12 protein-coding genes are annotated in these 13,061 nt (G+C 45.6%); 5 read left to right on the forward strand and 7 right to left on the reverse strand.

Going from position 1 to position 13,061, the window contains the following annotated elements; translation table 11 throughout:
- The first annotated feature begins 270 nt into the window (after positions 1 to 270).
- From DYD21_RS07125 to DYD21_RS07135, 3 genes are all read left to right on the forward strand, one after another.
- Complete coding sequence (locus tag DYD21_RS07125) at positions 271 to 927, forward strand: carbon-nitrogen hydrolase family protein (RefSeq protein ID WP_199535481.1); 657 nt, start codon at positions 271 to 273, stop codon at positions 925 to 927.
- A 139-nt stretch (positions 928 to 1,066) separates the two neighbouring features.
- Positions 1,067 to 1,507: a hypothetical protein gene (locus DYD21_RS07130; protein WP_116034673.1), complete on the forward strand. Its 441-nt coding sequence runs from the start codon at positions 1,067 to 1,069 to the stop codon at positions 1,505 to 1,507.
- Between the two features lie 27 nt (positions 1,508 to 1,534).
- The gene (locus DYD21_RS07135; RefSeq protein ID WP_116034676.1) at positions 1,535 to 2,392 is read left to right on the forward strand and encodes a triacylglycerol lipase; all 858 of its coding nucleotides are present in this window, start codon (positions 1,535 to 1,537) and stop codon (positions 2,390 to 2,392) included.
- Positions 2,393 to 4,001: 1,609 nt separating this feature from the next.
- On the opposite strand, the gene surE is transcribed toward DYD21_RS07135, so the two are convergent.
- The 7 genes from surE to DYD21_RS07170 form a co-directional block, all read right to left on the reverse strand.
- On the reverse strand, positions 4,002 to 4,772 hold the full coding sequence (gene surE / locus DYD21_RS07140; protein WP_116034679.1) for a 5'/3'-nucleotidase SurE: 771 nt from the start codon (positions 4,770 to 4,772) through the stop codon (positions 4,002 to 4,004).
- A gap of 19 nt (positions 4,773 to 4,791) precedes the next feature.
- Positions 4,792 to 5,619 (reverse strand): 3-methyl-2-oxobutanoate hydroxymethyltransferase, encoded by an 828-nt coding sequence (gene panB / locus DYD21_RS07145; protein WP_116034681.1) that lies wholly within the window; start codon positions 5,617 to 5,619, stop codon positions 4,792 to 4,794.
- Positions 5,616 to 6,056 (reverse strand): 3-hydroxyacyl-ACP dehydratase FabZ, encoded by a 441-nt coding sequence (gene fabZ / locus DYD21_RS07150; protein ID WP_199535482.1) that lies wholly within the window; start codon positions 6,054 to 6,056, stop codon positions 5,616 to 5,618. The genes panB and fabZ overlap by 4 nt, the downstream gene beginning before the upstream one ends.
- A 133-nt stretch (positions 6,057 to 6,189) precedes the next feature.
- Positions 6,190 to 6,885 carry a bifunctional demethylmenaquinone methyltransferase/2-methoxy-6-polyprenyl-1,4-benzoquinol methylase UbiE gene (gene ubiE / locus DYD21_RS07155; RefSeq protein WP_116034684.1) on the reverse strand — a complete coding sequence of 232 codons (696 nt, stop codon included), beginning with the start codon at positions 6,883 to 6,885 and terminating at the stop codon, positions 6,190 to 6,192.
- A gap of 741 nt (positions 6,886 to 7,626) precedes the next feature.
- Positions 7,627 to 8,238 (reverse strand): histidine phosphatase family protein, encoded by a 612-nt coding sequence (locus DYD21_RS07160; RefSeq protein WP_116034686.1) that lies wholly within the window; start codon positions 8,236 to 8,238, stop codon positions 7,627 to 7,629.
- Positions 8,235 to 8,828 carry a hypothetical protein gene (locus DYD21_RS07165; RefSeq protein ID WP_147303516.1) on the reverse strand — a complete coding sequence of 198 codons (594 nt, stop codon included), beginning with the start codon at positions 8,826 to 8,828 and terminating at the stop codon, positions 8,235 to 8,237. Before DYD21_RS07165 ends, DYD21_RS07160 begins: the two co-directional genes overlap by 4 nt.
- 84 nt (positions 8,829 to 8,912) lie before the next feature.
- Positions 8,913 to 9,614: a ComF family protein gene (locus DYD21_RS07170; RefSeq protein ID WP_116034690.1), complete on the reverse strand. Its 702-nt coding sequence runs from the start codon at positions 9,612 to 9,614 to the stop codon at positions 8,913 to 8,915.
- Between the two features lie 206 nt (positions 9,615 to 9,820).
- On the opposite strand from DYD21_RS07170, the gene DYD21_RS07175 reads away from it, so the two are divergent.
- Both DYD21_RS07175 and ligA read left to right on the forward strand, forming a co-directional pair.
- Positions 9,821 to 10,987, forward strand: a complete 1,167-nt coding sequence (locus DYD21_RS07175) for a RodZ family helix-turn-helix domain-containing protein (RefSeq protein ID WP_116034693.1) — start codon at positions 9,821 to 9,823, stop codon at positions 10,985 to 10,987.
- Between the two features lie 24 nt (positions 10,988 to 11,011).
- On the forward strand, positions 11,012 to 13,018 hold the full coding sequence (gene ligA, locus DYD21_RS07180) for an NAD-dependent DNA ligase LigA (protein WP_116034695.1): 2,007 nt from the start codon (positions 11,012 to 11,014) through the stop codon (positions 13,016 to 13,018).
- Positions 13,019 to 13,061 lie beyond the last annotated feature (43 nt).

A 13,061-nucleotide genomic window follows, 5' to 3' on the forward strand; every position in this document is an offset into this window, starting at 1 on the left:
CTCCGTATATGGAATGAACTACCTCGGGGCAGAGCCCACGAAGTATCAAATTGGTTTCCATACCTTTTTGTTCGATATGGAGTTTATTCTGGAGTGTCCCCCTTTGAAGGGGGACTTTCATCCTTTCCGACCCAGAGCGTCGGGGAATTAAACCACTTATGATTAAATCCGTATTAATCCCATCAATTCTGATTATTCAATGAAGATCTGTTTAGCCCAGATAAAATCCAAAAAGGGTGATGTTGCATCAAACATTCACACCCACCTCAAATGGGTGAAGAAGGCTGTATCATTTGGGATATCGGCCACATTTTCCCTGAACTTTCCCTTACGGGATACGAATCTGCACTTGCACGCAGATTGGCAACCCATCCTTTTGATTCAAGGCTGGATCAATTAGCTGAAATGGCCGACAGGGAAAACATCGTTATCGGATTGGGATTACCAACAACAAACGGGTCTGATATTTTTATCAGCATGATATTTTTGAAACCGGGTGGTAATCGATCAATCTACTCCAAACAGATACTTCATACCGATGAAAAACCTACCTTTTCTAAAGGTGATGAATCATTCATGTTAACAATACAGGGAAAAAATATTGCACCGGCGATCTGTTATGAAAGTTTACAGACCGATCATGCTCATGATGCTTTTGAACGCGGTGCCGATATCTACCTTGCAAGCGTTGAAAAATCGCAGAATGGTCTGGATAAGGCACGTATCCATTATCGAAAAATCGCCCAAAAGTATTCGATGCCTGTTCTTATGGTGAACTGCATCGGTTTTTGTGATGACTTTGAAAGTGCAGGTCAAACATCAGCCTGGAATTCAAATGGAGAATTATTGGATATACTTGATGAAGATCGGGAGGGATTGCTTATTTTTGATACAATTACGGAAAGTGTTCAAACTTTACAATTATGATACAATTCTGATTTCTCTATTGATGGATGATGTACAATCAATGTGAAGTGGGGCTGAACTGACAATTCAGCTTTTCCGGTCGGGGTTAACAGCATTTAAATAATTTATAAACAGGTATTTCGGTATTTCAGAGGTTTTGATGGATAAAAAAGGATGGCTTGCACTTTTGCTTATTCTCTGCTGCTTTTTGGCAGGGGCACTTCATATTCAAATCGATCCGGAGAAAATACAGCGGCTAAAATCTCCGGCACAAATTGATTCATTAATTGCACAAACAACGTATGATTTCAGGATCAGTCCGGATCAAATTGCCATTCGAACCGTTACTGTGGATTCTGTATTCAGTCGGAAAATCTATACGATTCGCGTACCGCCCGGTTTTTCGAAAACTACATTTCACCACCATCTTCACTATCGCCTCTATCCGCTGAATGCTGAAACCTATGGAACCGTTCAATTTCCAGAACGCGATCTTAACCTTCAGATCGTTTATAACCGAACGGTGCACCGGACGCTTTTTATCGTAACAGATTCTGAACTGACAACTCCGCACCAGATCATTCCGCGTTTACCGGATTGATCCCTCAAAATTAAAGGATGACTACCGATGAAACTGATTGAACCGCAAAAATTTCTAAAAAAGTTTGAACTGCTTGATTTCCCGCAGCCTGAAATCCTGTTTTTGAAATATCCGCTGTTTATGTGTCACGGTTATGGTGGGATTGCCGGATTGGTACGTCCCGCTCCAATTCACGCACCCTGCATGACGCTCCGTGGCCACGGTATTCATGCGTTTGCCCCCAATATTGTACCGTATGCAAAAATTGCCACACGTGCTGAACAGTGGGCTGAAAAAATCGAACAGCTTAAGGAGCAGTACGGGTACGAAAAGTTTAATGTGGTGGGCCACAGTATGGGCGGTCTCGATATGCGGTATGCAATTTCAAAACTCGGCATCGCCGATTCGGTGGCATCTCTAACGACCATTGCCACACCGCACAGAGGTACAAGTCTGGCTGAACTGATACTGACCACTCCCGGAATTTTGAAAGATAAACTGGGTGAAGTGTTTGATTGGTTTGGGGAGAGCATCTTTCCGAATGCAAAAAGCAATGCGGTGGATGCTGTTGAGCAGCTAACTCGCGAATATGTTTGCAGTGAATTTAACCCGAATGTCGTGGATCACAAAGATGTACCCTATTTCTCATTCAGCGCGGCTGTGGGTAAAGGAACAAATCATCCGCTTAATCCTATTTATCGTTTTCAGAACGGGCATATTTACAACCAGGAGGGGTTGAATGATTCATTCGTTTCAGTGGAAAGTGCCACCTGGGGTGAACATATCCAGACAGCACCGCTCAGCCACATGGAGCAGCTCGATATCCAGGTGAGTAAAGAGCGCGAAAAATATGTGGAGCACTTCTGGCTGGATCTTGTTGAAAACCTTCAAAAACATGGGTTGTGATCACTGAATATTATCGACGTCATCGGATGAGCTCCAGGAATAATCAAGACATTGTAAATCAATAAATTATCTGCTAATGACTCATCCGATGGCTCTCGAATATATATTTCGAGTCGAACAAGAACGGGAGATGCCGTGTCGGGGCACGGCATGACTGTGGTTAACTTCATACCCCTTTCAACGTCATCGCGGGCTCTGAACCTGTGATCTTCTTTTTGATCAACGGATTCGGTGCAGTGCATGATTTCTCGATCAACCCCTCGATAGGTTCATTGATTCTGCTGAATTCATTGCCTCGGGATTCTTGGTTTTTATGCCCTACATATTCCCGGGGTTGCAACCCCGGGCTGTTGATTTGCGCCCCGTTCGGGGCTGGTTGAGGAACCTACCATAGTTCGGGATAAATTAAATGGTACGAATTCCATCACCCCTGAAACGTACAATGGATCCTCAAACAGTGTGTGGCCTCCACACCGGCCCCGGAGGGGACAAATGTTTGTAGCCCCGGGTGTAGCACGATGCAATCGGGCGCAACCCGGGGAAATGATGTGGCAATAGATTCAGGCCATCGGGCGATACATAAACAAAGGATTGAGAATTAAATCCGATGGAGGTTCATCGATTTTGATCAACGGATTCGGTACGGTGGAGCGGTGGAGGGTTTTTCGGTAAACCCCTCGAATTATTTGTTCGCCATTTCCTGATGTTTCGCCTCGGGAAATCTTGCATGCAAATCAATCTGTAGTTTCTACAAACATACCAACCAACCGGGGCGGTTTTCGGGGAAATCATTAGCTTGGTCAATAGATTCGGTGTGGTGCAATATTCATCGGATTCCCCTCGGTGTGTTCATTAATTCGGCTGAATTCATCGCCTCGGGGTTCCGGGTTTTTATGCCCAACGTATTCCCGGTGATGCAACCCCGGGCTGTTGATTTACGCCCCGTTCGGGGCTGATCACTTTTATTGTGGTAAACCATGCTCCTATCGGTGCATTATATTTGTAGAACAAATGAATGCCAATGGGATCGGGCGTGCCGTAGGCACGTTATATTTCGCGTTTGATTTGGGATCTACGCATGGATGGTAGCCTGTACAGGAAAATAAATTGTTCCTACGGAACAACCTTGGTTGGCAACGATTGGTTTTCTACAAATATATCGTCTCTACGAGACGGGTTCTGAGGTAGATAGTTTGCAGTATTTCTGGGTGCAACCACCACGTCATGGCGGGCCCTGATCTGCGGTACAAGAAAAGATCGACCCCTGGAAAGAATTCACAGATCGGCCATGAATGGGAGATGCCGTGTCGGGGCACGGCATGACTGTGGTTAACTTCATATCCCTTTCAACGTCATCGCGGACTCCGATCCGAGATATCCTATCTAAGATTCAAAATTCAAAGAAAAGATGCTATCCCTGAACAGGATTCACAGATCGAACATGAACGGTAGATGCCGCACCAAAGCACGTCATGACGGTTTGAACTTCATTCAGTCATTGACATTTCAATGCAAAAGTCATCGGATGAGTCAATTTTAATTTGTCGTATAGGAATAAATTCAAAGCCTCCTCAAAGTTCACTCATCCGATGACGTTAATAACTGTAATCTACAACTCCGTACTCTTCAGCGAATCGAGAAGCTCTCGGGCGGTGAGGTCGTATTGAATCGGTGTGATGGATGCGTAACCTTTTTCAAGAAAATCGATATCGCTGCCGCCATTTTTTTCAAGAAGCTCAAATTTCCCGGTCATCCAGTAATAATCACGGTTATGCGGATCAACCCTCCCTTCAAACTCTTCTACATACCGGCTTTTGGCCTGCCGTGCCCAGCGAATTCCTTTCAGCGGACCTGATGGAGCATTTACATTTAACGTCACCCCTTTCTGAATTCCATTTTTAAGCACGTACCGAATCACCCTTCTCGCTGCCTCCTTACACCCGTGCAGATCGGCATCTTCATCAAAATCGGTGCAGGAGAATGCGATGGATGGATACCCCAGAATTGTACCTTCCGTTGCGGCACTCACCGTACCGGAGTAGATGATATTAATCCCCGCATTGCTTCCGTGATTAATCCCGCTGACAACCAGGTCCGGTTTACGATCAAGAAGCTGATTGTGAGCCAGTTTAATGCAATCAGCCGGTGTGCCGTTCACAGCCCGGCCGCTAAACTCTTTATCGAGCTGGAGCACCCGTGCCCTTAATGGCGTGGATACCGTGATGGCGTGCCCAACCGCGCTCTGCTGACGATCAGGAGCCACAACTTCAACATCACCAAACTCGGCGGCCGTCTCCATCAGCGCTTTTATACCATTTGAAAAAATTCCGTCGTCGTTGCAAACAAGAATCAGGGGGCGTTTATCTTTACTGTTGTTCATCAAAAATCGATAAAGTTAATTAGATATACTGTTCATCCTCATTCGGGAAATCACCCTCTTTCACGTCAGAAATGTACTGTTTAACTGCTCGGTCCATCTCGGAATTCAGATCGGCGTATCGGCGTAAAAAACGCGGACTAAAATCTTTATTCAGCCCGAGCATGTCGTGAATCACCAGAACCTGGCCGTCACAATGCGGACCGGCTCCGATACCGATCGTTGGAATGGAGAGTTCGGCCGTTACTTTTTCTGCAAGCGAGGATGGGATTTTTTCCAGCACGATGGAGAATACACCGGCTTTTTCAAGTTTCCTGGCGTCGGCAATCAGCTGATCTGCCTCCTCTTCTTCTTTCGCCCGAACTTTATATGTACCGAACTTATAAATACTTTGTGGTGTGAGCCCGAGGTGACCCATAACCGGAATTCCGGCATCTACAATTTTTTTAACTGTTTTTGATATCGCATTCCCACCCTCGAGTTTCACAGCGTGTGCACCAGCTTCTTTCATCATCCGGCCGGCACTGATCAGCGCTTCTTTCGATGTTACCTGGTAGCTCATAAACGGCAGGTCTGCTATCACAAGAGCCCGGCTGACACCACGCACCACGCATGAGGTGTGATAGATCATGTGATCAAGCGTCATCGGAACGGTCGTATCAAAACCAGCCATGACGTTACTTGCGGAATCCCCTACCAGGATCACATCCACCCCGGCCGAATCCACTATACCGGCCATGGTATAATCATAGGCGGTGAGCATGCTGATCTTCTCACCGTTTTTCTTCATTTCAACCACGGTTTGAGTGGTCACTTTATCGGATCGCTGAGATCGTTTTTGTGTGCTCATGCCTTCTCCCGGGGAACAATCGCGGATGAAGCTTCGAGTTCACACACCACCTTATCATCCACTTTCGCTACTCCTTTCATGGTAACGAAATTTCTGCGGTGGTTTGTGAGTTCCACCTCCATGATAAGCTGATCACCCGGAACAACTGACTTCCGGAATTTAGCGCTGTTGATACCGGTGAACACCATCAGCGTTTCATCGGGATTTTCTACAAGAGCGCTGTTCATCAGCATGATGCACCCGGTTTGAGCCATCGCCTCAACCTGCAGAACGCCCGGCATAATCGGCTGACCGGGAAAGTGGCCGTTAAAAAATTCTTCGTTCGCTGTCACATTTTTCAGCGTAACGATTCGCTTCTCTTCAAGTTCAAGTACGCGATCAACAAGCAGAAAAGGGTATCTGTGAGGTATATAATTTTTTATTTCTTCAATCTTCATCAGTAAAGATTTTTCGGATTCAAAATTGATGCTGAATTCTCCATGAGTCCGCAGCCTAAATGCCACAGCCTCATCTAAATAGCACAGTTCTTCAATTGCAGAATTCAACTCTTAATATAAGGGGGGCAATATACTAATTATCTTTTACGGTGCCCACATATACGTAGGCAATACCACCGGTAAGACTTTCCGATTTTTTTTCTCTGAATACACCGGTGTTGTCCATAAGATCCATAAAAGCGCGGCCGGCCGGAAATGCCGCACTGGTTTCCGGCAGATAGGTGTAGGCGTCTCGATTCCCGCTGATCCAGCCGCCGATTGCAGGCATCACGTGTTTACTGTAAAATTCATACGGGTATTTGACCACACCACCGGGCTGGCCAAATTCGAGAACTACAACCCGTCCGCCGGGCCGGACCACCCTGGCCATCTCCTGAAGGCAAATTTTCGGATCATCTACATTACGGATGCCAAAAGCGATACTTGCAATATCGAATGAATTATCTTCGTAGGGTAAATCCATGGCATCTGCCACTTCAAACTCTACAACCATTTGCTTTTTATCTGCTTTTGCAGGGGCGTGTTCAATCATCTCTTTACAAAAATCGGTACCGGTAACCGACCCGGTATGCCCTACACGATTCTTAAATTCAAAAGCGAGATCGCCAGTTCCGGTTGCACAATCCAGGACACGGTCACCCGGTTGAGCGCCGCTCATCTGTACCGCTTTTTTACGCCAGCCGTTATGTACCCCAAACGAAAGTATACTGTTGATTTTATCATAATCATCAGCAATATCAGCAAACATGTCACGAACTTTTTCACTCATAGCTCAACTATTTTCAATTGTATTATTATAGGATCTTTTAAACAACAAATTCTTAGCGTCCATTCACAAAGGATCTAATCTAATGTACTGCCTCGAAGCAGAACTATTGAGGTAAGAACTTATAATCAATAACTTTTTGATCAATTATCTTTTTTAAGTATTGCCCCACTTTTAAAGACTATTTCATTAATATAAACCAATTATAGATTCTTTCCCTGATACTTTTGAACGGTCCCCGAGACAAAAGCGCTCGGGGCAGGCGGCAGTATCCAAAACCCGCCGGGCTGGTGATTCCTTCAGTCGGGATTTGCGGTCCGTTTTGCGATGTGAACACCCCTCGCGGCTAAAGCCGCACTCCCCTCAAAGGGGAGATTACAAAGGTCCACATCACTTAGTGACAGTAATCTTAGATTTGGCCGGTAGTTTTTACAAGCATCGCATGCACTCCCTGCAAACCAAGCACCTCCTTCAGTAATCAAAGGCCGGAAAATTGAAAGCTGATAAAAGGTCTATTAGTACAATAGTTCATTTGATTCCGTTTGTAAGATGGACTTTATTCAATTCCTCGGCTTAATGATTTTAAATTGAATAGTGTCGAGACTTGGATATAATATCGTATTGATATCGGATGAGTTTTCCGAAAAATCGGGCTGCACTGAATCAATATATGATTCATGGATGACTCATACGATGACTATCCAATACTGCGCCCAGAAACGAAAATCGTAAAAAAATAATGGATCAGGTTAAATGTACGATACTGTTCAGATATTCCGCCTCGATCGCTGTACCATTTTTTATAATCAAATTAATGGCACCGTTTGAATGCTCAATTTTGTGCATGTTTTTTAATCCGTAGCCGAGCCATTCCGAAAGTAAAATGCGTATCAGCCGGCTATGCAGAATCATCACCTGGGAATCGTCTTTTCCATCCAGGAGCGTTTTAATCCGGCTGTCGGCTCTTTTAAATACCTCTTCCGGGGATTCACCTCCGGGAATTTTGAGCGACACATTTCCGGATGCCCACTCCGTGTGAATTCTTTCAATTTCTTCCAATACTTCGGTTTTTCTCTTCCCCTCAAAGTCACCAAAATCCATCTCATCCAGATCTTCAAAAGATTCGATCGGCATACCGAGTTTAGATGCCAGCGGCTGCGCTGTCTGTATGGAGCGCATCATGCTGCTGGCCACAATTTTCCCTACTTCTTCTTTTTCAAGGGCAGCCGCTATCTGCAGCGCCTGTTTCTGGCCGGTTGCATTCAGCGGCGCATCGATGCCCCTGCCCTGAAGCATCTGCTTACGGTTGAAATCTGTTTCACCGTGGCGAATAATAAATAACCGGGTAAGGCTCATTTTTTCTTTTTCGTATTGAATTTGATCACTGCATCCTGCACATGCTTCTCCAGCCGCTGTACTTCCTGCGGTGCGATGTTCTCTTTCATTGAGTATCTGACCAGCAGCATTTTCAGTACACGGTCGTTTAACGGAAGTTTATCTTTCGCTTTCTTTTTATCAAAACGGTCCCAAAAACGCCTGAGAAGGCCGATTTTGAACAAGAAAAAGAAAATCACACCAAAAAAAAGAGCCAGGTACATGCCGTTGATTCCCATCAGGCTGAGAAGGAGCCCGGCCGCTAACAGCTGCACAAACTCGTGATGGATCACCCGCAGAACCGGCAGCATTGAAAGAGAGACAAACGCACTTTTATTGAAGTACCACCAGAAATGGAACCCAAATGTTACTGCCGCGGCGATCCACGGGTTAATAACAAAGGCCAGGGCAAAGTAGAGCAGCATGGCCAGGGAGTCGGTGCTGTCGATCCAGAGGATTGATTTGTGTATGAGCGATTCGAAGGAGTGCTTTTTCAGGATTCCGGGTACGTACTCCTCTACCGTTTTCCGGGTTGCAAAAAACCAGTGGCCGGCTGACGATATGGTCGACACCGGTGATTCTAATATATTTATTCTGTGCGAGCTATTTCCAAACATAGACGTAAAGATACTCGCTATATCTTAAAAATCACAGGTTCAAGTTCGGGCAATCGTCACAATAGCAGATTGAATGCCTATTTCCCTGTTCAGCATTCCTGCCAGTTCAAACGTTGTGGCGCCCGTGGTGTAAACATCATCCACAATTACTGCAAAACACTCATCAGCCGATATATCACCGGCAAGCTGAAAGGCTCCGCTCAGGTTTTTTGTCCTTTGCCGGCTATTCAGTCCGGTCTGTGTTTTTGTTCTTTTACGACGTATAATAGCGCCTTCCGGGATCAGATCAATACCGGCAGCCCGGTTTATTCCCTCTGCAATGACTCTCGATTGATTATAACCCCGTTTTCTGTATCGCTTTTTGTGCAGCGGTACAGGGATCAGTAGCGTCTTTTCTGCGGATTGATGAAGATTTTCAAGAATCTGGTTTCGAACAAGTGCTCTTCCAATCTCTTTCCCAAGCCTTCGGCCCACTCCCGCAAGATGATCGTATTTCAACTTGTGGAGCAAATCCTGCAGGTATCCCATTTTATCAAATTGCCAGAGCGCGTACCGGAATTGTACAAAGTCCGGCAACAGGATCGATTCGTCTTCATGATCAGGTTCAAAACGCGAGCGGATGCAAAATTCACAAATTATCTCTGTTCTGCTGATGGTAACATCACCACAACAGGCACAAACCGGCGGAAAAACAAGATCTCCAATCGCGTTTCGGAATCGTTCTGCATTTAAAAAAGCCATCAATTCGTTTATTTATTATTGTGGATGTGTACTCTCTGTTCTTTTATGATCAGATTTAGCACCATCCCTTACACTTTTTTGACACGCTGAAAACCATTCGCTTCTTATGATTTCGATTCTGAATGCTTAACTTCACTAAATCCCTTTTAGATAGGCTCAGATTTAATTAGATTTCATGTTGTTCACTTTAAAACAAAAGCATTCAAATGCCATCAATAGGAAATGATCTCGCTTCGATTCGTGCTCACAAAGGTTTATCAATCGAAGACATTCATAAAGCAACACGGTTACCTCTGGACACTCTTCAATCTATTGAAGATGGATCTATTTTCATGGATAATAAAGAGATTAACACCTATATCCGCAGCTTTGTGCGGACGTATGGCAGAGCACTCAAATTAAATGAAGATCAGGTAACCCGCGCGCTCGACCAGGAAGAGCTCGGTAATTACAACCATCTGTTACTTCAGGATTTTCCGGAGATTCGAAAAAAGAAAGGATTACAGGAAAATGAAGAATCGGATGAAGATGAGAGTAAAGAACGTTCCGGTAAGATTGATGACGAGAGTGATGAGTTAACCGACCTTGAAACCGATGCAGAAAAAACCGACTCATCCAAGCCAAAAAAGAATGTAAAAAAGTCACCAACCTGGACGTTTGAAGATGAAAAGGGTGAGAAACAAACCCCGCCTTCCGAAAAGAGAACTTCTGCTTCTTCTGCTCGCAGAGAGCCGGATATGGGAAACATAAATTGGTCAGGTTTAAGCCATGACTCTAAAAGAAAACGTGCACAACCATCCGTCTGGATTATCAGTGCCGGGTTGATTGTTATTTTGATTGTTACTGCGGCTATCCTGATCACACAGTTCGGATTTTTCACATCAGACGATGTTCCTCCACCGGAAAGTGTGGGAGCCGAGCAGCCGCTGCCCGGCGCTCCGGAAAGTGAAGAACAGAATCTGGCGCTTGATCTCTCGGATAACCAGCAGGAACAGCCTTCTGCTCCCGCCGTTCTTGAGGATACACTCCATGTAACCGTCTACGCTGCTTTTGACCGGCTGGATCCGGTGCGCGTCTGGAGTGACCTTAAGCCGCGGATTGATCCCTACTGGCTTGATCAGGGAACTGCGTACAATTATGAATTCCAGGATACGGTGCGAATAAGAGGAAGCTACTCCAATATGCTGCTATTCCTTAATGGGAATCGTATCGATAACTTCCGCGGTCAGTATTTCAACGAAGAGGAAAACGCTGTGGAACTCACCCGGGACCTGTTCGATTCTGATCCCCGATGGGCTACACCGGTTCCTTTTGAACTCCCGGCGAATGCGGCTGAACCTGACACTGTCTTGACCCGTCCCTCCTTTTTTTAAATACCAGATAAAGATTTTTTTGTTATGGACATGAAGCAGGCGAAGCGTCGTGTTGGTGAAATCCGTGATCTTATTGAACGGGCAAACCGGGCCTATTACGACGATGCCAAACCGTTTATCAGCGACAAAGAGTTTGATGAAGCCCTGAATGAACTGCGGGAACTTGAATTGGAGTTTGACCTGCAAACCGAAGATTCTCCTACCAGGCGCGTTGGCGAAAAACCTACCGACCAGTTCCCTACCGTTGAGCATCCCGTTGCACTGCTCAGCCTGGACAACACCTACAATCCCGACGACCTTAAAGAATTCGATAGAAGAGTACGTGATCGACTGGCGGACAACGAGTTCACATACGCTGTTGAACTAAAATTTGATGGTGCATCCATACGCCTTCGATACGAAAACCGTCAGCTCGTGCTTGGCACTACCCGTGGAGATGGTGAGCGGGGTGACGACATCACATCCAACATCAAAACGATAAAAGATATTCCTTTAACCTTACCGGAACACTCTCCCGATCTGCTCGAAATTCGCGGCGAAGCTTATATGGAGAAAGAAGCTTTTGTACGGTTAAATCAATTCCGGGAGGAATCAGGTCTGCAGCCGTTTGCAAACCCGAGAAACTCTACGGCTGGATCGCTGAAAATGCAAGATCCGCAGGAAGTTGCCCGGCGCCCGATCCGCATGTTTGCTTTTGATTTGCTATTTGAAGAGGATGATGAAAAACGAACCCAGGCAACAAAAATGGACCTTCTGAAGGAGTACGGACTCCCGGTGTGTGAGCACTTTTCAGTTTGTGATACAATTGATGAGGTTCTGGATGAGATCACCAAATGGGATGACCGCAGGCATGAACTCCCTTACGAAACGGATGGAATCGTAATTAAGGTAAATGAAGAGAAATACCGCGAACAGCTTGGAACAACATCGAAGTCTCCCCGGTGGGCAATTTCATACAAATTCGAGGCAGACCAGGCCACTACCATTATTGAATCGATTACACTCCAGGTAGGCCGGCTGGGAAGCATCACCCCTGTGGCTGAATTGAAACCGGTGCTTCTTGCAGGAACCACCGTAAAGCGGGCTTCGCTGCATAATGAAGATGAAATTCTGAGAAAGGATATCCGTCCCGGCGATACTGTTGTTGTAGAAAAAGCCGGTGAAATTATCCCCCAGGTTATTTCAGTTGTTAACCCGGAACGGGAAGATCGTCCGGAGCCGTTCAAAATGCCCGAAAACTGTCCAGCGTGTGGTGAGAAACTGGTAAAATTTGAAGGAGAGGTAAAATGGAGATGTGAGAACCCGGAATGTCCGCCGCAGGTACGGGAACGCATCATCCACTTTGCATCGCGAGATGCGATGGATATTGAAGGCCTCGGTGAAGCCGTTGTGGATCAGCTGGTGGATGCCGGTTTGATTTCCAGCTACGCCGATCTGTACAGCCTTTCAAAGGAGGATTTAATTCCGCTGGAACGTATGGCCGAAAAAAGTGCTCAAAATTTAATTGATGCCATAGACCAGAGTAGATGTCAGGCGTTCAGCCGCGTGCTCTATGCGCTTGGCATTCGATTTGTGGGTAAAACCGTGGCAAAAGATCTGGCACAAAGTTTCAGATCACTGGACGCTATTTTACAGGCAGATGAGGAAAAACTGACAGAAACTGACTCTATCGGACCAAAAATTGCGGGTTCTGTGATCGCATTTTTCGATCATTCCAAAAACCGACAGATCATTGAAACGTTAAAAAATGCCGGTTTACAGTTCGAGGCTGAGGCAGATGAGACCGAATCCAACAAATTAGCTGGAAAAACGTTTGTTCTGACGGGCACACTGCCAACACTCACTCGCAAAGAAGCCACCGAATGGATTGAAAAAAACGGAGGGAAAACAACCTCATCGGTCAGCAGCAATACCGATTACCTGCTGGCGGGGGAATCGGCGGGTAGTAAACTTAAAAAAGCACAAAAGCTTGAAATTCCTGTTATCAGTGAACCGGAGTTTAACCGACTTGTAGGACGTAATATTGATTAATCTTCAATACGTGCGAATTCGGGTTCATAATTTTGGTATCATT

This window comes from Rhodohalobacter sp. SW132 (assembly GCF_003390325.1).
GTDB lineage: Bacteria > Bacteroidota > Rhodothermia > Balneolales > Balneolaceae > SW132.